Genomic DNA, 23,381 nt, shown 5'->3' with positions numbered 1-23,381 from the left:
CAATTGTAAATGTGGCACTGCAGCATAGTGCCCACATTTCCTCCGACCTTTGCGGTCGCAGAGAGGTGCGGCAAGCACCCACACCAGCCTCCCGCGATGACGAGGCAGGTCAAAAACACAGAGGGACTACATTGAAATATTTGAGAAACACCTTGCTGGCCGCGATTGGCCTGCTTTCGTCCGTGACAATGGCCTCGGCAGAACCGGTCAAGGTCAAGGTTTTCATCGGCACGATGTTCGAGATCGGCCAAAACACCGGTGACCGCGCCGGTGAATACCAGCACTGGTACGAGAAATACTGGAAGGATGCCAAGTCCATCGAAGTACCCGGCGCACTCAAGCCGGTACATTGCAATCAGGATGGCGTTTGCGGCTCCGTATTGGGCATGGGCAAGGTCAATTCTTCCTCTTCCATGCAGGCGATCCTGCTCAACCCGCAATTTGATTTTTCGCAGGCCTATTACGTTCTGTCCGGCGTCGCAGGCACGCCGCCGTCTCGCGGCACCATCACCGATGTCAGTTGGGCCACCTGGCTGGTGGATTATGACCTCGGACACCGCTGGGCGCCGGAAGAAGGAGAGCCGGGCGCGCCTGTCTTCATCCCGCGTAAGGGATATGAAGCTTACCGCCTGTTTCACCTGAACCCGACGCTGGTCGGCTGGGCAGTCGATCTGTCGAAGGACGTGGCACTGCAGGATTCCGATTCCGCCCGAGTCTATCGCATGCGTTATCCAGACGCGGCAGCGCAGGCAGCACCGTCGGTCAAGACGGGCACCCATATGACCGGGGACACGTTTTTCCACGGCCCTGGCCTCTCCAAGGAAGCGCAGCATATCGCCAAGCTTTATGGTGCAGACGATTATCTGATCACGGAAATGGAAGCTGCCGCACTCGCGCTGGTCATCAACCGGCAACATGGCACGGATCGCATCCTGAGCCTGCGTGGTGCCGTCAATTTCGATCAGGGCAACCCGAACGAAACGACACAGCAGCATCTCGACCCCGCTCCGGGCCAGACCGCTGGCGGGTTCGCCGAAACCGTCAGCAACATCACACTCGTCGGAGCACCTGTCGTTGATCGTATCGTCAAGGATTGGTCAGTCTGGCAGGCTGGCGTGCCGGACCGCAAGGCACGGTAAACGACCGGAAACATCGCCCGGCATGACTGGCTCGGGCGATGTTTTCTGTTGAGCCGCTCTAAAAACTCAAGCCGCCTGACGACGGAAGGAAAACACCCGCGGCAGGCCAGAGCGCACCACCCGCACCGGCATCAACCGCATCACTTCCGTCGCGAAGGCCGAGGCATTTTCGCGGGCCTTATCGACATTGCTGACCTTTGCGGGATCGAGCGTGTGCAGCGTGCCCCCGACCTCGAACAGTTCCTTGAAGGCCGTCCGCTCGTTGATCGGCGTGTTCAGCACATTGACGCCACGCGCCGCCAGCAGGCCCTTGATGGCTACCAACGCCTTGGTCGTTACCATCGAGGCAACGCGGGTCAACACCACGGAATGGGCGATATCCAGATTGGCTTTGTCCTTCATCATGGCGAGCAGATCGAGAATCTGCGCCGCGCCCTTGGCATCCATGGCCGATCCCTGCACCGGGATCATCACATGGTCGGAAAGGCCGATGGCTGTGGTCACCAGCGCATCGCGGGCACCGGCAAGGTCGATGATGAAATAGTCGGTCTGCGCGGCCATCTCGCGCAGATGACATTGCAGCGAGGCAAGGCTCACTTCGGAAATCACCTCGATATTGCGCAAGGGACCAGACATCTGCGCCCACTGGCTGATCCAGCGCTGCGGATCGGCATCGATCAGCGTCACGCGGTGGCCGGAATGGGCAAGTTCGGTGGCCAGCAGAAGTGCTGCCGTCGTCTTGCCGGCGCCGCCCTTGGCATTGGCGAATGAGATCACTGGCATCAAAAAAGTCCTCGAAAAGGTGCGAGCCGCATCGCTCCTGAAGGGCGCAGGGAAACATCGCGCCGATACTCACATCTTTTCCAAACATGGTTAACAAGATATTAATTCAGGCATCGTTAATGTAATGATTGAGTTTTGAGTATCCGCTCAAAAACGTGTAAAACCCGCCGGCAAGCGGCGGGTTTTACACGAGTTTTCAATGCAGCAACCGAAAGCCGCCTGCCCGCGAAAACGTTAAAAGCAATCGCGAAACAGGGATTTGGTATTGTCCAGCGTTAACGGAACCGGGTTTCCGCCAGCGCTCGGGTCCTCGATCGCCATGGCGGCAAGCTCGTCGATCCGATCCGGAGCTACTCCCATCGCGGTCAACGTATCGGGCACGCCAAGTTCCGCACGCAGCGACAGGACGTAGTCGTAAAATCCGTCGAACCCGCCGGATATGCCGAGATAGGCCGCCGCGCGCGCAATCTTCTCCTCGATCGCCGCGCGGTTGAAGCGCAGAACCGCCGGCATCACCACCGCATTGGTCATGCCGTGGTGGGTGTTATAAACGGCGCCGATCGGGTGCGACAACGCGTGGATGGCGCCAAGCCCTTTCTGGAAGGCAACCGCCCCCATGGCGGCGGCGGCCATCATGTTGCTGCGCGCCTCGATATCCGTGCCCTCATGATAGGCGCGCGGTAAAAATTCCTTCACCAGCCGCATGCCCTCCAGCGCGATCCCGGCGGACATTGGGTGATAAAAGGGCGAGGAATAGGCTTCGAGGCAATGCGCAAACGCATCCATGCCGGTGCCGGCGGTGATCACTTTTGGCATGCCGACGGTCAGTTCCGGATCGCAGATCACCACGCCGGGCAGAAATTTCGGGTGAAAAATGATCTTTTTCACATGCGTCTGCGAATTGGTGATCACCGACGCACGGCCAACCTCCGAACCGGTACCGGCGGTGGTCGGCACGGCAACGATCGGCGCAATGCCCTCGACGGAAGCCCGCGTCCACCAGTCACCAATGTCCTCGAAATCCCAGACAGGCCGCGTCTGGCCGACCATGAAGGCCACGCATTTGCCGAGATCCAGACCCGAGCCGCCACCGAAGGCGACAACGCCGTCATGCCCGCCATCGCGAAAGGCTTTGATGCCGGCTTCGAGATTGATCTCGTTCGGATTGGGATCAACCTCGGCAAAGATCGCACGACCAAGCCCGGCCTCCTCCAGCACATCAAGCGCAGCTGCGGTGATCGCCATGGTCGAAAGGCCGCGATCAGTGATCAGCAGCGGCTTTTTCATGCCCAGCGACTTGGCTGCCTCGGCCAGTTCCCTGATCCGGCCACGGCCCATCTTGACGGCGGTGGGATAACTCCAGTTCGCAACGATGTTCATGCTGTAACCTTCTTGAGGTGGTATGATTTCGGACGCGTGAGATTGTGGAAACCGAGGACCGAGAGCGAACCGCCGCGGCCTGTCTGTTTGACGCCGGTCCAGACCAGCGCCGGATCGAGATAATCGGCGCGGTTCATGAACACCGTTCCGGTCTCGATCTCGGCACCTATGCGCGACGCGCGCTCGACATCCTTGGTCCAGAGCGAAGCCGTCAGCCCGTATTGGCTGTCATTCATCAGCGCCAGCGCCTCATCGTCGCTTTTCACCTTCATGATGCCGACCGCTGGTCCAAACGTCTCCTCGCGCATGAAGGCCATGGAGTGATCGACATCGACAACAACCTGCGGCGCGAGATAGGCACCGCCATCATCGGCCGGAAACAGTTTTGGATCGACCAGCGCCTTTGCACCCTTGGCAACGGCATCCGCCACGTGCTCGCGCACCAGTTTGGCAAAACGCTTGTTGGCCATAGGCCCGAGCGTTGTCTCCTGATCCAGCGGATTGCCGAGCTTGTAGTTCGAGACCCATGCAACGGACTTTTCAACGAAGGCATCGTAGAGGCTTTCATGCACATAAATGCGCTCGATGCCGCAGCAGCACTGGCCGGAATTGAAGGTCGCGCCATCCATCAGCGTATCGACCGCCGCATCGAGATCGGCATCCTCCATCACATAGCCCGGGTCCTTGCCACCAAGCTCCAGGCCGAGCCCGGTAAAGGTTCCGGCAGCCGCGCGCTCGATCGCGCGTCCACCCTCCACCGAACCGGTGAAATTGATGAAATTGAAGGAGCCGGCGGCGATCAGTGCGGCACTGGTGTCATGGTCGAGAAAGACGTTCTGAAAAACATCTTCCGGCACGCCGGCCTCGACAAAGGCGCGCACCATGCGCTCGCCTACCAGCAGGGTCTGGGCAGCATGCTTGATGATCACCGTGTTGCCGGCCATCAGCGCCGGTGCAACCGTGTTGATGGCGGTCATGTACGGATAATTCCACGGCGCGATGACAAAAACGACGCCATGCGGCTCTCGCTCGATGCGACGGGCAAAATTTTGGCTGTCTTCCACCTCGATCGGTTTTAGGGCATCGGCGGCGATGGAAGCGACATAGTTGGAGCGCTCGTTGAAACCGCGAAACTCGCCGCCATACCGCACCGGCCGCCCCATCATCCAAGCCAGTTCCGGCACCACTTCATCGACCATCTCGTTGAGACGCGCGACGCCTTTCAGCACCAGCTGCACACGATCTTCCAGCGGCCGCTTCGCCCAGGCTTTCTGCGCTTTTCGGGCACGCTCTACCGCAGCCTTTGCCGCATCGAGCGAGAGCACCGGCCGCTCGGCATAAACCGAACCATCGACCGGTGAAATGCATTGGATCATCGTCATTTCCGGAAAATCTCCCAATTTCAGCAGGTATCAGCAGGCGAGCGTGCGGACATGGCCCGCAGCACCGTAGTCGAGGATTGCGCGGTCGCGCGTGATGATGGTGAGGTCGTGCTGGCGGGCGGTGGCGATGAGGATGCGGTCAACAGGATCGTTGTGAAGCGGACGAGGAAGGTTAGAGGATGCAATCAGGATTTTGGGTGTAACCGGCAGAACTTCGGCCTCCAACTGACGGGTAAAATCCTCGAACCAGACGGGCACATCCCTGGTGACCGGCAGCCGCCCTTTGGCAACCAGCATGCCGACCTCCCAGGCCGACATGGCCGAAATACCGATCCTCGCCTTTTTGGGTTCCATTAGCGCCGTCGCCTGACTGGACAATGGTTTGAAGTGTGCCACCCAGATCATGACGCAAGTATCGATCAAATAGGCCTCAGTCATCTTCATAAACCTTGCCCCAATCGGGATCGACTGGAGCGGTCAGGTCAAGATCGTCCGGGATCGTTATCGTCCCCTTCATGCAACCAAAAGCCGGATGTAATTCCACAATCCGCCCGTCCTGCGTCTCCATCCAGCGCTTGCCGTCCTTGTAGATGATATCGTCCTCGGTGAACCATTTGACCGTGGGATCAAGCGCGGGCGGACCGCTCGTCGCCGCATAGGTTTCCTGTTTCTTTTCCGCAAAACCAAAATCGGTTTCCTCGCCCCGACGATGCAAAGCGACAATCTCGAGTGGCACGCGCAGAAAGGCTGACACCTTATCCTGCTCCTCCGCACTCATCTTGCGCTCGCCCTTCAGCATTCGGGAAACGGAACTTGGATCAACGCTCAGAAACCTGGCAAGCTCGCCGCCTGTGGCACCAATTTCCCTAAGCTTTGCATAAAACCAGTCGCTGTCGATTTTGGTCATGGTTTCATCCTCGAAAACTCGCATTCAACCTAGGCGATCATCGAGAAAAACTCAACAATCCCGCAAGGTCGATTGCGGTTTCCTCATGCCCTTTCAAAACCCCGCGCCACTTCCCAGTCGGTCACCCGCCGGTCGTATTCCTCCTGTTCCCAGCGCGCCGCCCGGGTGTAGTGATCGATCACGTCATCGCCAAAAGCCTGCCGCAGCATGGCCGATCCGGTCATCACCTCGGTCGCCGCTCGCAATGTCACCGGAATTTCGCGCACATCCTTGATACTATAGGCATCCCCGACAAAGGCCGGCTCCAGCGCCATCTTGTTTTCGATGCCGTCGATGCCGGCCGCAATCAGCGCCGCCATGGCGAGATAGGGATTGAGATCGGCGCCGCCGACCCGGCACTCGACACGCACGGCCTTGGTATCCTCACCGCAAAGACGATAACCGGCCGTGCGATTGTCCTTCGACCACACCGCCTTGGTCGGCGCGAATGTGCCGGCCACGAAACGTTTGTAGGAATTGATATAGGGTGCCAGGAAATAGGTAATCTCGCCGGCATGGGCCAGCAGGCCCGCCATGTAATGCCGCATGGTTTCAGACATGCCGCACTCACCGTCCTTGTCGAAAAACAGCGACGTCTTGCCATCAGCGCTCCACAGCGACTGATGGATATGCGAGGACGAACCAGCGGCATTGTAGTGCCATTTGGCGAGGAAGGTGATGGCCTTGCCCTTGAGGAAGGCGATTTCCTTACAGCCGTTTTTGACGATCACATGCCGGTCGGCCATGGTCAGCGCATCGGTGTAGCGGACGTTGATTTCCTCCTGCCCCGCCGAAGCCTCGCCCTTGGAATTTTCCACCGGTATACCGGCCCCTTGCAGGCCCTTGCGGATTGCCCGCATCACATCCTCTTCCTTGGTGGTCTGAAAGATGTGGTAGTCCTCGTTATAGGCACTCGCCAGTTTCAGGCTGCGATAACCTGAGGCCTGTGCCTGCTCGTAGGTCTGGTCGAACAGGAAGAATTCCAGCTCGGTGGCCATGAAGGCCTTCATGCCCATGGCTTCCAGACGAGCCACCTGCTTTTTGAGGATGGCGCGCGGCGAATGCGGCACCTCTTCATGGGTGTGATGATCGAGCACATCGCAGAGCACGAGCGCCGTACCCTCCAGCCAGGGAATGCGCCGCAGCGTCGAAAGGTCCGGCTTCATCGTGTAATCGCCGTAACCCGCTTCCCAGCTCGTCGCCTTGTAGCCGCCCACCGTCTCCATCTCGATATCGGTGGCGAGCAGGTAGTTGCAGCTATGGGTTTCCTTCCAGGCGCTATCGACGAAAAATTCCGCCTGAAAACGCTTGCCCATCAGTCGGCCCTGCATGTCCACCTGGCAAGCAAGCACGGTATCGATGACGCCTTCCGCGACATCGGCCTTCAAGTCTTCGAATGTATATGCGGTGGTCATGCAGCTCCCCGATTTTATCGGATTTTCTGTTATGTCGACCGGCGGCTTGAACGCCGCCGGCCTTCTTCCCTCACTGATTTCAGGCGCGTGCGGCCGCAGCAGCGGCAACGGCCTTTTCCTTGTGCTCCAGCGCAAATTCCTCTTCCGGCGACAGGATCAGCTTGTGGCGACCGATCAGCGCGAAATAGGCGATGGCAACGGCGAACCATACGGCGACCCACAAAACACCCTTGGTGAAATTGGGATCCTGAACCTGATAGACCAGTGTCACGCAGGCGATGATCACCGTCAGTGCCGCACCGGGCACACCGAGCGGCGAACGGAACGGCCGTTCGATATTCGGCAGGTTTTTCCGGAGCAGGATGAAGGAGATCGCCTGCATGATGTAGGAGAACATCGCCCCGAACACCGCCATGTTGAGCAGAACCGCGCCAATGACGCTGCCGCCCTGTTCCGCACCCAGCGCGAACCAGATCACCAGCATGACCGCCAGACCGGTGCCTGCACCGGTGAGCATGGCGATATGCGGTGTCTTGAAGCGTGAATGGGTGATCGACAGCGCGGTCGGGAAATAACCGGCGCGCGACAGCGAGTAGATCTGACGTCCCTGCGCGTAGAGGATGGTGTGGAAGCTGGCGATCAGCCCCGTCAGTGCAACAAGCCCGAGAACCACCACGCCGCTATCACCATAAACAGACTTGAAGCCATCGAGCAGCGGCTCCAGTGCCGAACCGAGATGGAAGGCACCGACACCCGGCAGCGACGGATTGAGCAGCACGATCATGAAGGCGGAGACCATCAGGGTGATGATGCCGAGAATGATGCCCTTGGGCATGTCGCGTTTCGGATCGACGGATTCTTCCGCCGCCAGCGGCAGTTGCTCGATAGCGAGGAACAGCCATACGGCGAAGGGCAGCGTTGCGAGAACGCCGGAAAAGCCGAAGGGGAACCAATCGCCATTACCTTCAGGCAGTTCCATCGGTGCACCATCAGGCCCGACGCCGATATTCAGCGCCCAGCGGGAGAAATCCATGTTCGGAATCGCGCTGATCCAGAAAAACACCAGCACCGCCAGCGAAATCAGCGTGATGACAAGCGTCACCTTGAACGAGAGTTCCAGCCCGAAAATGTTGAGGCTGAGAAAGACAGCGTAGAAGAACACCCATAAAAGCGGCGAATAGACCGGGTCGAGCCCCAGAATGGTGTTCACATAGGCCGTGATGAAGGTGACGATGACGGCCGGTGTCAGCACGTATTCGACGTTTTCACACAAGCCGGTAATGAAGCCGCCCCACGGACCCATGGCGGTTCGGGCAAACGAATAGGCGGCACCGGTATGCGGCAAGGCCGGGCTCATTTCCGCGATGGAAAAGGTGAGGCCTAGGTACATGACGGCGATGATGATGCCGGCCACCAGCATGCCGCCCCAGCCGCCCGTTGCAAAGCCAAAATTCCAGCCGGAAAAATGGCCGGAAATGACCGCCCCGACGCCGAGCGCCCAGAGCGACCACACGCCCGCATAACGGGATAGATGACGTTTTTCGAAATAGGATGCGTCAGCCTTTTTGTAGCTGACCCCTGATGATGAACTTTCCATGCCTTCTCTCCTGATCAAAGAAAAAACAGGCGACCGGCCGGATTGGCCGGAGAACGCCCCCAGTTCAGTTCGTGTCCGCCGCCCGATATTTCGGTGTCGGTGGAATGCATCTGCTGTTTCCCTTGGGTCCTATCGACCGCCCGTTGCGAGGCTTTCCCGCAGCAGACCGGTCAGGAAATCGGCCACGACCCTCTGGCCGACCTCCTCTTCGATCAAATCATTCCTTATCTCGATCATGACATTCAGAAGCCCTGCGGCGAGCGCATGGACTTCCAGCGTGTGGGTGACGCCATCGGCGGCCCCGTAAGGTTCGTTGCGCGCGATGCGGTAGAGTTTTGTATCGGCAGAGGCTGCCAGCATGCGGTCGGCCAGACGGCTGTCGGCATCATGCAGGATGCCGATCTCGACCTCGCGCTTGCGGCCGTAATAGACCGGCGTAAAACTGTGCACGGTGACCAGCACGGTCGCCCTGCCCGCAGCGCGCCGTACCGCGATCTCCTCAGCGATACGGCCCTGAAACGGCAGATAAAGCGCCGTGGTGCGGCGCGATTTCTCCGCCTCCGACAGATTTTCATTGCCGGGAATACGAAAGACTTCGCTGACATCACGCATCGCCGCCGGCGATTCCGGTGGGCGGTTGCAGTCATAGATCAACCTAGAGAACCGCTGGTGGATCAGCACGGCATCGAGGTTTTTCGCCATCAGCCGGGAAACATCCAGCGCACCCGGATCCCAGGCGATATGCGAGGAAAGCGCATCCGCTGGCAGGCCGAGATCGCCATAGGCTTCGGGCAGGCGGTTGGAAGCATGTTCACAAACCAGCAGCACATCGCTGCGACCGCCACCGTTTTCCACGGCAACCGGATCACCATCCGTCTCTGTCAAAACCGCTGACTGAACGAGCATGCAGGCCCCGCCGCATTCGTTAACGAACATTGAAGAAAAGAATTCTTCACTTTTTGCCGAAGGTCAATCGCATTACTGAAAGAATCTTTTCAGAGGCCCCATTGACAGAAACCGCCCGGCGATTGTTAATTTCACCCAAACCGGCATAGACCGGAGGGGAACACAGCATCCGTGCCAGCCACCTCACGCACCGTCTCAGATGTCATACGCCGCAGCTACGACAGCCTGACGCCAACCGAGCGGAAACTGGCGGATAGCCTGCTGGAGAATTATCCGGTGTCCGGGCTTGGAAGCATAACGGTGACCGCGGAAAATGCCGGCGTCTCGACGGCGACGGTGGCGCGCGCCGTGCAGAAACTCGGCTTCAAGGGTTACCCGGAGTTCCAGTCACGCCTGCACCAGGAACTGGAAGCGACCATTTCCAATCCGATCGCCAAACACGATCACTGGCAGGACCGCTGGGCCGCCCGCGCCCCGGACACGCATATCCTCAACCGTTTCGCCGAAGCCGTCACCGAGAACCTACGCGAAACGCTGGCCGAAATCGACATTGTCGCCTTCGATGGCGCAACAGCGCTTTTGCGGGATCTCGATCGGCACGTCTATTTCGTCGGCGGCCGCATCACCGGCTCGCTCGCCGAATATTTCTTCACCCACATGCAGGTCATTCGGCCGCGCACGACGCTGATCTCCAACAATTCCAGTTCCTGGCCGCAACATGTGCTGAACATGAATGCCGGGGATGTACTGGTGATTTTCGATATCCGCCGTTACGAGCAGGAGATGGCGACGCTGGCGGAAGCCGCCAAAGCGGCCGGCGTCGTCATCGTCTTGTTCACCGATTTGTGGGCGTCGCCCGTCACTCACCATGCCCGCCACACGTTCAAGGTCCGCATAGAGGCGCCTTCGGCGTGGGATTCTTCGGTCGTTACCCTGTTTGTTGTGGAAGCATTGATCGAAGCCGTGCAGAGCGCCGGCTGGGAAACCACCCGCAAACGCATGCATTCCTTGGAAAATCTTTTCGAGCGAAGCCGTCTTTTCCGCCGTCTTGGGAAAAACGATCGCTCAAATCACGGATAGTTCACTGAAAACCAGTGGAAATCCAAGTGTTTGCATTGATGCGTGCGCAGCTGTGCATACTGTCACATACGATACATGAACCGGCTCTACGAGTGTCGCCGACACAATCTGAAACCTCAGGAGGATACCGTGATCACCAAGACCAGACGTCTTCTGTCCGTCACCACCGCCATGGTCGTTGCTTCGACCAGCTTTGCCTTCGCCGAGCCGAGCGCAGAGCTGATTGCAGCCGCCAAGAAGGAAGGCCAGCTCACCACCATCGCCCTGCCCCACAGCTGGTGCGGTTATGGCGAAGTCATCGCCGGCTTCAAGAAGAAGTACCCGGAAATTCAGGTCAACGAACTGAACCCGGATGCCAGCTCGGGTGACGAAATCGAAGCCATCAAGGCCAACAAGGACAACAAGGGCCCGCAGGCACCTGACGTCATCGACGTCGGCCTCTCCTTCGGCCCGTCCGCCAAGAAGGAAAGCCTGATCCAGCCTTACAAGGTCGCCACCTGGGATTCGATCCCGGACGACGCCAAGGATGCCGATGGCTACTGGTACGGCGATTATTACGGCGTTCTCTCCTTCATCGTGAACACCGACATCGTCAAGAACGTACCGAAGGACTGGAAGGACCTGACCGGTTCGGACTATGCCAACTCGGTTGCTCTCGCCGGTGATCCGCGCTCGTCCAACCAGGCCGTTCAGGGCGTTTACGCTGCCGGTATCGCCGCTGGCGAAACCGATGCCACCAAGGCTGGCGAAGCCGGCCTGAAGCTGTTTGCCGACATCAACAAGGCCGGCAACTTCGTACCGGTCATCGGCAAGTCCGCATCGCTCGCTCAGGGCTCCACCCCGATCGTCATCGCCTGGGACTATAATGGTCTCTCCTGGCGCGACACGCTGAAGGGCAACCCGCCGCTCGAAGTCGTCGTTCCGGCTTCCGGCGTTGTCGCCGGTGTCTACGTTCAGGCGATCTCGGCTTACGCGCCGCACCCGAACGCTGCCAAGCTGTGGATGGAACACATCTATTCCGACGAAGGCCAGCTTGCATACCTGAAGGGTTATTGCCACCCGATCCGCTTCAACGATCTTGCCAAGAACAACAAGATCCCGAAGGAACTGCTCGACGCTCTGCCGCCGGCTGCAGCCTATGAAAAGGCTATCTTCCCGACGCTCGACGATCAGGACAAGGGCAAGACCGCCATCACCACCCAGTGGGACAAGGTCGTCGGCGCCAACATCCAGTAATCATTCTGGTATCGCATCGGCCTCTCCGCGAAAAACGCGGGGAGGCTTTTATTCCTCCGGCAGAAACGGCGGCCGAATGTCCACCGCATCCTCTTCGTTCATCGATCGCCGCACGATCATCGACTGGCTCGGCATTGCGCCGTTCCTGATTTTCGCGCTGATGTTCCTGATTGTCCCGACGCTTTATCTGGTGAGCGGCGCATTTTTCAACGCGCAGGGTCAGTTCACCTTCCAGAACATCGCCGACCTTTTCACGCCGACCATCATGTCCGCCTACTGGATCTCGATCAAGGTTTCGCTCGCCTCCTCGCTGGGTGGCGCGCTGATCGGATTTTTCCTGGCATGGGCAATCGTGCTCGGCGGCCTTCCCTCGTGGATCCGTTCCGGCCTTCTGACCTTTTCCGGTGTCGCCTCCAATTTCGCCGGCGTCCCGCTCGCTTTCGCCTTCATTGCCACGCTCGGCCGCACCGGCCTCGTGACCGTGCTGATGCGCGACTGGTTCGGCTTCAATCTCTATTCAACCGGCTTCAATCTTCTTTCCTTTCTCGGCCTGACCATCACCTACATGTTTTTCCAGATCCCGCTGATGGTGCTGATCCTGACGCCGGCGCTGGACGGATTGAAGAAGGAATGGCGCGAGGCTTCCGAAATCCTCGGCGCCTCCAATTGGCAATACTGGCGCATGATCGGCCTGCCGATCCTGTGGCCGAGCCTGCTCGGAACCTCGCTTCTCCTGTTCGCCAACGCCTTCGGCGCCATCGCTACGGCCTATGCGCTGACCGGTGCGTCGCTGAACATCGTGCCGATCCTGCTTTACGCACAGATCCGCGGCGACGTGCTGCATAACCCCAATCTCGGTTATGCGCTGGCGCTTGGCATGATCGTCATTACCGGCCTTTCCAATGTCCTCTATATCTGGCTGCGCATGCGCGCCGAACGCTGGCAGAAGTGAGGACGCGCGCATGAAGATGACAAAATTCTTCGCCTGGTTCGCCATCGCCGTCGGTGTCACCTATTTCTTCGTGCCGCTGGCCGGCACTTTCGAATTCTCGCTGCGCATGCGCCGTGGCGAATATTCGCTGGATGCCTACGGCTCGGTGTTTTCCGACGTGCAATTCCAGCAGACGTTTGGCTTTTCGATGCTGATGGCGCTGCTGACCATCGTGTTCGGCATGCTGCTGGTGGTGCCCACCGCCTATTGGGTCCGCCTGCGCCTGCCGCAAATGCGCCCCTTCGTCGAGTTCGTCACGCTGATGCCGCTGGTCATTCCGGCCATCGTCATTGTTTTCGGTTACCTGCGGCTCTACAATTCGGCGTCTTACATTCCCTTCACCGGATCGCTGCTCGGCACCAATATCCTGCTGGTGATGTCCTACATCACATTGTCACTGCCCTACATGTATCGTTCGGTCGATACCGCCATGCGCACGATCGATGTGCGCACGCTGACGGAAGCCGCAGAGATTCTTGGCGCAAAATGGCCGACCATCATGTTCCGCTGCATCTTTCCGAACGTGATGTCCGGGGTGCTATCGGGTGCCTTCATCACCTTTGCCATCGTGATTGGCGAATTCACCATGGCGGCTCTTCTCAACCGCCCGGCTTTCGGTCCCTATCTTCAGCTGGTCGGCGCCAACAAGGCCTATGAGCCTTCGGCGCTCGCCATCATCGCCTTTGCCATCACCTGGCTTTCCATGGGCCTCATCCAGCTCGTGTCGCGCTTCGGCAAGCTGACACAGTCCCGTCCTTAAAGGTTTTCCCAATGCCCTTTCTCGCACTCGCAAACATCAAGAAGAGCTTTGGCCAGACCCAGGTCGTCCATGATTTCAACATGGCGATCGAAAAGGGCGAGTTCATCTCCTTCCTCGGACCATCCGGCTGCGGCAAGACCACCATCCTGCGCATGATCGCCGGTTTCGAACAGCCGAGCGGCGGCACGATCCATATCGCCGGCCAGGACCAGACGCGGCTGAAACCCAACCAGCGCAATATCGGCATGGTGTTTCAGGCCTATGCGCTGTTTCCCAACATGACGGTATTCGAAAACGTCGCCTTCGGCCTCAAGGTCGCCGGCATGCCGAAAGCCGAAATCGAAAAGCGCGTCAAGGAGATGCTGAAACTCATCCACCTCGAGCACCTCGCCGACCGTTACCCCTACCAGATGTCCGGCGGCCAGCAACAGCGTGTGGCACTGGCGCGTGCGCTTGCGCCAAAACCGCAGGTGCTGCTGCTCGATGAGCCGCTTTCCGCACTCGACGCAAAAATCCGCGTGTCGCTGCGTGAAGAGATCCGCCAAATCCAGCGCCAGCTCGGCATCACCACAGTCTTCGTCACCCATGACCAGGAAGAGGCCCTGTCGATCTCCGACCGCATCGTCGTCATGAATGCCGGGCGCGCCGACCAGATCGGTACGCCGTCGGATATCTATAACCGCCCCACCACGCGCTTCGTTGCTTCCTTCGTTGGTACCCTCAACATCATCGAGGCAACGATCGTCGATCCGGCAGCGGGAACGGTGATGATCGGCGACCAGACGATTGCCCTGCGCGAATCGATTGCCGACAAGACCGGTGGCGAAACCATCTCCTTGGCACTGCGCCCCGAAGCCGGCTCACTTTCCGAAAGCGCCAAGGGCGATACCGCGCTGACCGGCAAGGTCGTTTCGGCCAACTTCCTCGGCTCTGTGGTGCGCACCCGCATTGCCGTTGGCAAGAACACCGTCTCCTTCGACATGTTCAACTCGCCGGATCTCATCATGCCTGCCCCGGACGAGGTGGTGACGCTGCGGTTTTCGGCCGGCGACCTGCTGGTGATCCGCGATTAATTTTAGCGGGTGCTTGTGGAAAAGCGCGCGCGCCGCAATTTGTGATCACCGATTGCGAAGAAACGTAAAGGGCCGTGAATGGCCGAAAACATGTCGGAAAACGGCACATACAGGCGTTCATGAGGCTCGCTCACAAAGCCCGGTTTTCCGGGCTTTTTGCTAGTGCGAAGGATGCGGCAGCGCACAATAATTGAGCTGGCTGAACAGCACCGCCACGCTCGCCTGCTCCGCTAACCCGCTCGTTTTTGGGGCGTTTCTACCCTTGCCAAGCCAAAAACTTTTTGAGAGACCGGATAAGGGCACAGGAAAGAAAGGCAGGGTTTCATGCGGAACACCGACAGCGTTTCAATCATCGAGATGTTTTCCGAGATTGCGGTGGCGATCAACGAAAACAGCCACCGGCTGGTGCGCCTGACCGACCGTGAGGGCCGTGGCGACCACGGTGCCGTGACGCCGGACATGTTCGACGCGATCGAAGCCGAACTTGCTGGCCTTGAACCTTCCGAATGGACACCCGGCCGCTATTTCGATCTCGCCGCTGAAACGCTTCTGACCATTCCGGGCGTCGCCCCCCGTCTTTACGCCAGCGCATTCCGCCGCGCCGGTAGCGCGCTGATGCGCAAGCATTCCATTCTCGCCGAAGACTTTGGCAGTGCATTCTCAGCCATGGCGACAAGCTTTCGCGACCACGCCGAACGCGAACCGGGCGGCGCGGAAATCGCCAGTGTCTGGCTGCGAGCGTCCAAAGCCTATGCCATCGAATCCGCTGCCGGTGGCAAGCTGTCCGCCTGTCTGCAGGCCGCTACCGAGGCGGCAGAAGAGCAGCCGGAGGGTTTTCCAAAGCCGGGTGCCGGTGAGCTCTCTTCCATCCTCGTCATTCGTGCGATGCGCGATGCATTGAGCCAGGAAAACTGAATTTTTGCCCGCACTCGCGCCATGCGGGTGTCACATGCCTCACCTAACGTCATGTCATGCATGATGACGATATTTTTCTGCCCGAAACCCTTGTTCGACAATTGATTGCGGATCACACGCCGCAATGGTCCCACCTGGCCTGCGAACGCCTCGCCTCTTCCGGCACGGACAATGCTCTTTACCGGCTCGGCGATGACCTTTTACTACGGCTGCCACGCCGCCGGGAATCCGTTGCGGCCACGGCCAAGGAACTCGACTGGCTGCCGCATATGCAAGGCCTGCCGCTCGCCGTGCCGGACCTGCGGTATCGCGGCAAAGCCGATGTCGGCCAGTCGATCGATTTCGGCATTTTCGACTGGCTGGAAGGCGATCTCGCCACACCCGACAAGATTTCCAACCCGCTTCAGGCGGCAGACGATCTCGCCGCCTTCCTGTCGGCCCTACACCTGAAAGACACGGTCGGTGCACCGCGTTCCGGCCCGGCCAACCATCGCCGTGGCGTCGCTCTTGACGAGCTTTCACCTGTCACCCTGCCGGCAATCGACATTCTCGCCGACGAGATCGACAGCGAAGCGGCACACGCCCTCTGGAAACGCGCCTGCGCCCTGCCCTTGCCCGAACGGGCCGTGTGGCTGCATGGCGACCTGAAGGCAGACAATCTGCTTGCCCGCGATGGCCGTCTCCACGGTGTTCTCGACTGGGGGCTAGCCGCCGTCGGCGATCCGGCCGCCGATTATGCCACCGCATGGGTCTTTATCGATCCCACCGCTCGCGATCATTTTCGCAAGGCTCTCAACTTATCGGATGCGGACTGGCTGCGCGCGGAAGGCTGGGCGCTTTACGGCGCCGTCATCGCACTCAGCTATTATCGCGGTGGCCGCAACGAGGCCCTGTGCCGGCAGTGTCGACTGACGCTGGATCGGCTGGGATTGCTGCGGGTGCCGTAAAAAGGCATCATTGTGAGCAGAATGCCCGACGGCTGAAGATAGCGATATATGCTGATGTCGGGATGATAATTTCCTCTGCGTCATTCCTGTGCCTGTCACAGGAATCCAGCCAGCCCAAGTCTTTGGGCTGAAAAGACTCTTCCGCCGCGCAGATGCGCGGCTGCTGGATCCCGGCACAAGGCTGGGATGACGGCGAATATATTTCCACTCGTCATCACGCGAAAAGGAGGGTTTTCACCCTCCTTCATCACTTATTGCAGGACTGAAACCACGTCGGCTCCGCCTGCCTCATAGTTCCAACGAAGCAGATCAGGCCGCCTCATCCTTTTTTGTGCCCTGCGGCACATAATTCAGCACCGGCCCGAGCCAACGCTCGACCTCTTCGACTGCCATGCCCTTGCGGGCGGCATAATCCTGCACCTGATCTCGCTCCACCTTGGCGACGCCAAAATAGTAGCTGTCCGGGTGACCGATATAAAGGCCGGAGACCGACGAACCCGGCCACATGGCGTAGCTTTCCGTGAGGATCACGCCAGTTGCTTCCGTCGCATCGAGCAGGCGGAACAGCGTATCCTTTTCCGTATGATCGGGCTGAGCCGGATAACCCGGTGCCGGGCGGATACCAGCATATTCCTCGTGGATCAGGTCGTCATTGCCCAAAGTCTCATCCGGCGCATAACCCCAGAACTCCTTGCGGACGCGCTGGTGCATGTGTTCGGCAAAGGCTTCGGCAAAACGGTCGGCCAGCGCCTTGACGAGGATCGACGAATAGTCGTCGTTGGCGCGTTCAAAACGCTCAGCAATCGCCACTTCCTCGATACCGGCCGTGACGACGAAACCGCCGACATAATCGCCCTTGCCGCTGTCGACCGGTGCAACGAAGTCCGACATCGCCACGTTCGGACGGCCATCACGCTTCGATAGCTGCTGGCGCAGCGTGAAGAAGGTGGCAGCCTCCTCTGTACGGCTTTCATCGGTGTAGACGCGGATATCGTCACCCACGGTATTCGCCGGCCAGAAACCGATGACAGCACGCGGACGGAACCAGTTTTCGTCGATGATCTTTTTCAGCATCGCCTGTGCGTCGGCATAAAGCTGACGCGCCGCCTCACCCTGCTTCTCGTCTTCGAGAATGGCCGGGTAACGCCCCTTCAACTCCCAGGTCTGGAAGAAAGGCGTCCAGTCGATGTATTTTGCCAGTTCCGCAAGATCGTAGCTCTCGAACACTTTCGTACCGAAGAACTGCGGTTTTACGGGAGTGTAGGCGTCCCAATCCACCTTCTGCGCATTTTCGCGGGCGCGGCTCAGCGGCAGACGAACCTTGTCGGCTTCCGAGCGGGCATGGGCTGCAGCCACCTTGGCGTATTCGGCACGGATATCGGCCACATAGGTCTCGCGGCCATCCTCCGACAGCAGGTTCGACACGACGCCAACGGCACGTGATGCATCGGTGACATAGACCGTCTGGCCCTTGTCATAACCCGGATGGATTTTGACGGCCGTATGGACACGGCTGGTGGTGGCGCCACCGATCAGAAGCGGAATGTCAAAACCCTGCCGCTGCATTTCGGCGGCCACATGCACCATCTCGTCCAGCGACGGGGTGATCAGGCCGGAAAGCCCGATGACATCGACCTTTTCGGCAATCGCCGTCTCAAGGATCTTTGTTGCCGGCACCATGACGCCAAGATCGATGATCTCGTAGTTGTTGCAGGCCAAAACCACACCGACGATGTTCTTGCCGATATCGTGGACATCACCCTTCACGGTCGCCATCAAGATCTTGCCGGCAGCCTTGCGCTGGTCGTCGCCGTTAAGACGCTTTTCCTCTTCCATGTAAGGCAGAAGCACGGCCACAGCCTGCTTCATCACGCGGGCGGATTTCACCACCTGTGGCAGGAACATTTTGCCGGAACCGAACAGATCGCCGACCACGTTCATGCCAGCCATCAGCGGGCCTTCGATGACATGCAGCGGACGCTCGGCTTGCAGGCGCGCCTCCTCCGTATCGGCCTCGATATATTCGGTAATGCCATTGACCAGCGCATGCGAGATACGCTCTTCCACAGAGCGTTCGCGCCAGGAAAGATCCTGCACCTTGGCCTCACGGCCCGGACCACCGCGAAAACGCTCAGCGACCTCAAGAAGACGCTCGGTGCCGTCGGCACGTCGGTTCAGCACCACGTCCTCGCAGGCTTCGCGCAGTTCCGCATCGATCTGGTCGTAGACGGCCAACTGACCGGCATTGACGATGCCCATGTCCATGCCCGCCTGAATGGCGTGGTAGAGGAACACGGCATGCATCGCCTCGCGCACCGGTTCATTGCCGCGGAACGAGAAGGACAGGTTGGAAACGCCGCCGGAAATATGCACGAGCGGCATTCTATCGCGGATGGTGCGGGTCGCCTCAATGAAGTCGACGCCGTAATTGTTGTGTTCCTCGATACCGGTGGCGACCGCGAAGACGTTCGGATCGAAGATGATGTCTTCCGGCGGGAAACCCGCCTGCTCGGTCAGGATCCTGTAGGCGCGCGAGCAGATCTCGACCTTGCGCTCATAGGTATCCGCCTGCCCCGTCTCGTCGAAAGCCATGACGACGACGGCCGCACCATAGGAGCGCACCAGCTTTGCCTGACGGACAAAGTTTTCCTCGCCTTCCTTCAGCGAGATCGAGTTGACGATCGACTTGCCCTGCACGCATTTCAGGCCTGCCTCGATGATCTCGAATTTCGAGCTATCGATCATGATCGGCACACGGGCGATATCCGGCTCGGCGGCGATCAGGTTCAGGAACTCGACCATCGCCTTCTCAGAATCGATCAGGCCTTCGTCCATGTTGATGTCGATGACCTGCGCGCCGTTCTCCACCTGGTCGCGGGCGACAGCGAGCGCGGCGGTGTAATCGCCAGCCGTGATCAGCTTGCGGAATTTTGCCGAACCGGTGACGTTGGTGCGCTCGCCGACGTTGACGAACGGGATATCATTGGTGAGCGTAAAGGGTTCGAGACCCGACAGCGACATGAAAGGCTTGTGTTCCGGGATCGGGCGCGGCTTGTGTTTTGCGACCGCTTGAGCAATCGCACGGATATGGTCCGGCGTAGAACCGCAGCAACCTCCGACGATGTTGACGAGGCCTTCGCTCGCAAAACCCTCGACCTGACGCGCCATGATTTCCGGCGTTTCGTCATACTGGCCGAACTCGTTCGGCAGGCCGGCATTCGGATAGGCGCAGATGAAGGTATCGGCAACGGCCGACAGTTCCTGCAGATGCGGACGCATGGCGTCTGCACCGAGGGCGCAGTTGAGGCCTATTGTAAACGGGTTGGAATGGCTGACCGAATCCCAGAAGGCAGTCGGCGTCTGGCCGGACAGCGTGCGGCCGGAAAGGTCGGTGATCGTGCCGGAAATCATCACCGGCAGGGTGATACCCTTGGCCTCGAAACGCTCGTTGCAGGCGAAGATCGCCGCCTTGGCGTTCAGCGTGTCAAAGATGGTTTCGATCAGGATGATATCGGCGCCGCCATCGATCAAACCGTCGATCTGTTCGCCGTACGCGATGCGCAATTCGTCAAAGGAAACTGCGCGGTAACCGGGGTTGTTCACATCCGGCGAAATCGAGGCAGTGCGGTTGGTCGGGCCGATGGCACCAGCCACAAAACGGCGCTTGCCATCCTCGCGCTCGGCGCGCTGGCAGGCGCGGCGCACGATTTCCGCGCCTTCCTTGTTGAGGTCGTAAACAGCGCCTTCCATCTCGTAATCGGCCTGCGCGATGCGGGTCGAGGAGAAGGTGTTGGTTTCGAGAATGTCCGCCCCGGCCATGGCGTAACGATAATGAATATCCTCGATCGCCTGGGGCTGGGTGAGGATCAGTAGGTCGTTATTGCCCTGCTGATGGCAGGCGCAGCCGATGAAACGGTGGCCGCGGAACTGGTCCTCATCGAAGCCGAGCCCCTGGATCTGCGTGCCCATGGCGCCGTCAAGCACGAGGATGCGTTCGCTGGCCGCCTTGCGCAGCGCCGCGAATACTTCGTTGCCGTCGCGGACTGTCCCTTCAGGACCGAAAACATTGTCGAACACGGCGCACTCCCTTGACCTTGCAGATTTCAAGTATCCAGATCACATAAAGATATCTTTATGTCAATATATGACGAATGTTATATGGGCCTTTCGCCATCAATTCCCCAAAGCGGGCCGATGACAGACTCATGGCTGCCCTATATAGGCATTCGACAAATTGTTGTGCACGAAATTGGAGGAACTTCATGGCATTGGCAGATCGCGACCTCGGCAACTGGACGAGCCGCCCCTATCATCGCGATTGGCTGACTGCACAGGCCAATGGGCTTTTCAGCTTCTTCCAGCACAATTCCATCAACCCCAAAGGCGGCTTCTTCGATCTCGATGATTTTGGCAAACCGCTTGATGCCAAAGGTCAGATCCGCAGCATCCATATCGCCGCCCGCGCCGTGCATTGTTTTGCCATCGGCACCCTGCTCGGGCGCCCGGGTGCGTATGATGTCGTCGATCACGGCATGGACTATCTCTGGAACCACCACCGCGACGCCACGAACGGCGGCTACTTCTGGTCACTGAACGATAACGGCCCCGTAGATGCCAACAAGCAGGGTTACGGCCATGCCTTCGTTCTGCTCGCCGCTTCCTCGGCCAAACTCGTCGGCCATCCGCTGGCGGACCAGATGCTCGCGGACATCACCGAAGTCATCAACGCGAAATTCTGGGACGAGGACCACGGCGCCATCCGCGAAGAGTTCACGCCGGACTGGCAGCCACTCGATGGCGGCAATTATCGCGGCCAGAATTCCAACATGCATTTGACCGAAGCGCTGATGGCCGCCTTCGAGGCGACGGGCGACGCGGAATATCTGCGCAAGGCCGAACGCATTTCCGACCTGATCATCCGCCGCTCCGCCGGTTCGGTGGACTGGCGCGTCGCCGAGCATTTCGACACGTCGTGGGCCATCGACAAGGCCTATTACCACGAAAACGAAATGTTCCGCCCAGCCGGCACCACGCCCGGCCACTGGCTGGAATGGGCGCGCCTCATCCTACAGCTCTGGGTCCTCGGTGACAAAAAGCATGAATGGATGCCAGAAGCGGCGCGCGAGCTTTTTGCGCAGTCGATGGCGCTTGGCTGGGACATGGACAAGGGCGGTTTCTTCTACACGCTCGATTGGGACGACAAGCCGGAGAAGCGCAACAAGCTGTGGTGGCCAGCCTGCGAAGGCGCCGGTGCGTCACACTTCCTCAACGAGCACCTGCCTTCCGACTTCCATGAGGAAAGCTATCGCAAGATTTGGAATGTCATCGAACGCCGCTTCATCGACCACAGACATGGCGGTTGGCACGAGGAACTGACCGAGGATCTCATCCCGTCGCACGATCTGTTTCCGGGCAAGGGCGATATCTACCACGCCCTGCAGGCCTGCCTGATCCCGCTTTATCCGGCCACCGGCAGTGTCACACGCGGCATTCTGGAAGCCGGCAAACGCTGATCTTGCAAGACGTGGTTCCCGTGCTTCACGTTGCGGGAACCACCACCACGCTCGCGTGTTCTCCATCAACAAAAATGGAGAACACCGTTATGCTGCAGGCGCTTGCCGAAGAGTTTTCGCATGAAAGCCCCGTAAGCCCGCTGATCCTCTTCACCCGCATGTTCGGAGCCATGGCGCTTTGTGGCCTGATCGGTCTCGAGCGGCGCATCAACAAAAACATGGCCGGCCTTCGGACCAACATGCTGATCGGCCTGTCAGTAACCATCTTCACGCTGGTCACTCTCCACATCACTAACAACCTCGCACCCGCCAATGATGCCATGCGCATGGATCCGATCCGCCTGATCGAAGCCGTGACCGGTGGCATCGCTTTTCTGGCGGCCGGTGTGGTCGTCTTCACGCGCGGCTCCGTTCAGGGACTGACGACCGGCGCCAGCATGTGGCTCTCCGGCGCCATAGGGCTCAGCGTCGGCTTGGGTCTTTGGCTGATCGCAGCGGTCGCCACCTTCGCAGGAATCGTCGTGCTATGGCTGGTGCGCCACAGTGAAGTCGCACTGGGCATCAAGGACGATGTCAGGGACGACTGAGCACTTGCATCATTGAGACAAACGAAAGGCGCCCGCCGTTGCCGACAGACGCCTTGGAAATCCAGTTGACTTAATGGATCAGACGAGCGCGACCCGGCATTCGGAGACGCGGCGCGCTGAGCCATAATCACGCTTGAAGGAGGCGCCGGAAAAATCCTTGCGAGCAAACTCTGCCAGTTCTTTTTCGGTCAGTTGCAGCAGTCCGTCGGCAAAGGTGCCGGTGGCCGAAATGTCGTCCGTTGCGGGTTCGGTGATGGCAGGTCTGCTAAAGAACATGATTATCTCTCCCGTGTGCCGATTGAAACGCGCCTCCAGCGTTTCGGTTCCCCACTCTCCTCCAGTGGAAGTTAATAAATTAACCATTAAATTTAACGGAACCATGTCAGAAGCGACATTTGACGAAAATGTTAGATCGTGTGCTTAACAAGACCTGCAAGACGGCGGATTTCATCGGCGACCTGCCGCAAAATCTGCGCCGCCAATGCGTCCGGCAAGCTTGCCGATTCCCGTCGCAGCATGGCGAGATCAGAAACGATTCCCGTCGGCAACGACACCGCGCCCTCACCCATATCCAGCAATTCACGTTGGGTTTCGATCGCCGCCGCAGCGCGCGCAACAAGGATCTTGCGCTGATGCTGCTTCATCTCTCCGATCGACCCGGCTGCCAGCGTCAGTTCCGCCACCAGGGCATTGGCGGCGGTCACGCGATAATTCTGGTTGGCGCTTTCCAT

21 protein-coding genes are annotated in these 23,381 nt (G+C 59.2%); 10 read left to right on the top strand and 11 right to left on the bottom strand.

The annotated features are described in order from the left end of the window. Positions 1-152 precede the first annotated feature (152 nt). Complete coding sequence (locus GAO09_RS14060) at positions 153-1,139, top strand: purine-nucleoside phosphorylase (protein WP_235938149.1); 987 nt, start codon at positions 153-155, stop codon at positions 1,137-1,139. 66 nt (positions 1,140-1,205) lie between these two features. Here the strand turns inward: GAO09_RS14060 and GAO09_RS14055 are convergent, their stop codons facing one another. The 8 genes from GAO09_RS14055 to GAO09_RS14020 form a co-directional block, all read right to left on the bottom strand. Beyond that, positions 1,206-1,922 (bottom strand): ParA family protein, encoded by a 717-nt coding sequence (locus GAO09_RS14055; protein WP_153354642.1) that lies wholly within the window; start codon positions 1,920-1,922, stop codon positions 1,206-1,208. A gap of 234 nt (positions 1,923-2,156) precedes the next feature. Continuing rightward, a complete protein-coding gene (locus tag GAO09_RS14050; RefSeq protein ID WP_153354641.1) occupies positions 2,157-3,302 on the bottom strand; it encodes an iron-containing alcohol dehydrogenase in 1,146 nt (381 codons plus the stop codon). Then, a complete protein-coding gene (locus tag GAO09_RS14045; RefSeq protein WP_153354640.1) occupies positions 3,299-4,684 on the bottom strand; it encodes an aldehyde dehydrogenase family protein in 1,386 nt (461 codons plus the stop codon). Before GAO09_RS14045 ends, GAO09_RS14050 begins: the two co-directional genes overlap by 4 nt. A gap of 30 nt (positions 4,685-4,714) precedes the next feature. After that, positions 4,715-5,122 carry a type II toxin-antitoxin system VapC family toxin gene (locus GAO09_RS14040; protein ID WP_153354859.1) on the bottom strand — a complete coding sequence of 136 codons (408 nt, stop codon included), beginning with the start codon at positions 5,120-5,122 and terminating at the stop codon, positions 4,715-4,717. Further along, the gene (locus tag GAO09_RS14035; RefSeq protein WP_153354639.1) at positions 5,115-5,591 is read right to left on the bottom strand and encodes a helix-turn-helix domain-containing protein; all 477 of its coding nucleotides are present in this window, start codon (positions 5,589-5,591) and stop codon (positions 5,115-5,117) included. The genes GAO09_RS14040 and GAO09_RS14035 overlap by 8 nt, the downstream gene beginning before the upstream one ends. Positions 5,592-5,674: 83 nt before the next feature. Beyond that, positions 5,675-7,045, bottom strand: a complete 1,371-nt coding sequence (locus tag GAO09_RS14030; protein WP_153354638.1) for a glutamine synthetase family protein — start codon at positions 7,043-7,045, stop codon at positions 5,675-5,677. Between the two features lie 79 nt (positions 7,046-7,124). Beyond that, positions 7,125-8,642: an amino acid permease gene (locus GAO09_RS14025; protein ID WP_153354637.1), complete on the bottom strand. Its 1,518-nt coding sequence runs from the start codon at positions 8,640-8,642 to the stop codon at positions 7,125-7,127. 129 nt (positions 8,643-8,771) lie between these two features. Further along, positions 8,772-9,548 carry an N-formylglutamate amidohydrolase gene (locus tag GAO09_RS14020; protein WP_153354636.1) on the bottom strand — a complete coding sequence of 259 codons (777 nt, stop codon included), beginning with the start codon at positions 9,546-9,548 and terminating at the stop codon, positions 8,772-8,774. Between the two features lie 171 nt (positions 9,549-9,719). Here GAO09_RS14020 and GAO09_RS14015 point away from each other — a divergent pair, with 171 nt between their 5' ends. The 7 genes from GAO09_RS14015 (at position 9,720) to GAO09_RS13985 (ending at position 16,550) form a co-directional block, all read left to right on the top strand. Next, a complete protein-coding gene (locus GAO09_RS14015) occupies positions 9,720-10,628 on the top strand; it encodes a MurR/RpiR family transcriptional regulator (protein ID WP_324184682.1) in 909 nt (302 codons plus the stop codon). A gap of 129 nt (positions 10,629-10,757) precedes the next feature. Further along, on the top strand, positions 10,758-11,864 hold the full coding sequence (locus GAO09_RS14010; RefSeq protein WP_324184681.1) for an ABC transporter substrate-binding protein: 1,107 nt from the start codon (positions 10,758-10,760) through the stop codon (positions 11,862-11,864). Between the two features lie 76 nt (positions 11,865-11,940). Beyond that, positions 11,941-12,816: an ABC transporter permease gene (locus GAO09_RS14005; protein ID WP_153354634.1), complete on the top strand. Its 876-nt coding sequence runs from the start codon at positions 11,941-11,943 to the stop codon at positions 12,814-12,816. Between the two features lie 10 nt (positions 12,817-12,826). After that, on the top strand, positions 12,827-13,615 hold the full coding sequence (locus GAO09_RS14000; RefSeq protein ID WP_153354633.1) for an ABC transporter permease: 789 nt from the start codon (positions 12,827-12,829) through the stop codon (positions 13,613-13,615). 11 nt (positions 13,616-13,626) lie between these two features. Next, positions 13,627-14,688, top strand: coding sequence for an ABC transporter ATP-binding protein (locus tag GAO09_RS13995; protein ID WP_153354632.1), 1,062 nt, complete (start codon positions 13,627-13,629; stop codon positions 14,686-14,688). A 324-nt stretch (positions 14,689-15,012) separates the two neighbouring features. Continuing rightward, on the top strand, positions 15,013-15,603 hold the full coding sequence (locus tag GAO09_RS13990) for a DAK2 domain-containing protein (protein ID WP_153354631.1): 591 nt from the start codon (positions 15,013-15,015) through the stop codon (positions 15,601-15,603). 56 nt (positions 15,604-15,659) lie between these two features. Further along, positions 15,660-16,550, top strand: coding sequence for a phosphotransferase (locus tag GAO09_RS13985; RefSeq protein WP_153354630.1), 891 nt, complete (start codon positions 15,660-15,662; stop codon positions 16,548-16,550). A gap of 309 nt (positions 16,551-16,859) precedes the next feature. Here the strand turns inward: GAO09_RS13985 and metH are convergent, their stop codons facing one another. Next, the gene (gene metH, locus GAO09_RS13975; RefSeq protein WP_324184680.1) at positions 16,860-20,627 is read right to left on the bottom strand and encodes a methionine synthase; all 3,768 of its coding nucleotides are present in this window, start codon (positions 20,625-20,627) and stop codon (positions 16,860-16,862) included. 185 nt (positions 20,628-20,812) lie between these two features. Here metH and GAO09_RS13970 point away from each other — a divergent pair, with 185 nt between their 5' ends. Beyond that, positions 20,813-22,063, top strand: a complete 1,251-nt coding sequence (locus tag GAO09_RS13970) for an AGE family epimerase/isomerase (protein WP_153354628.1) — start codon at positions 20,813-20,815, stop codon at positions 22,061-22,063. A gap of 89 nt (positions 22,064-22,152) precedes the next feature. Further along, a complete protein-coding gene (locus GAO09_RS13965) occupies positions 22,153-22,650 on the top strand; it encodes an MgtC/SapB family protein (RefSeq protein ID WP_153354627.1) in 498 nt (165 codons plus the stop codon). A gap of 78 nt (positions 22,651-22,728) precedes the next feature. Here the strand turns inward: GAO09_RS13965 and GAO09_RS13960 are convergent, their stop codons facing one another. Continuing rightward, complete coding sequence (locus GAO09_RS13960) at positions 22,729-22,926, bottom strand: hypothetical protein (protein ID WP_153354626.1); 198 nt, start codon at positions 22,924-22,926, stop codon at positions 22,729-22,731. A 131-nt stretch (positions 22,927-23,057) separates the two neighbouring features. Further along, positions 23,058-23,354 (bottom strand): hypothetical protein, encoded by a 297-nt coding sequence (locus tag GAO09_RS13955; protein ID WP_153354625.1) that lies wholly within the window; start codon positions 23,352-23,354, stop codon positions 23,058-23,060. Positions 23,355-23,381: the final 27 nt, after the last annotated feature.

The sequence above is a fragment of the Endobacterium cereale genome, from assembly GCF_009617585.1.
Taxonomy (GTDB): Bacteria; Pseudomonadota; Alphaproteobacteria; order Rhizobiales; family Rhizobiaceae; genus Neorhizobium; species Neorhizobium cereale.
This window is presented reverse-complemented; position numbering and strand designations above follow the sequence as displayed.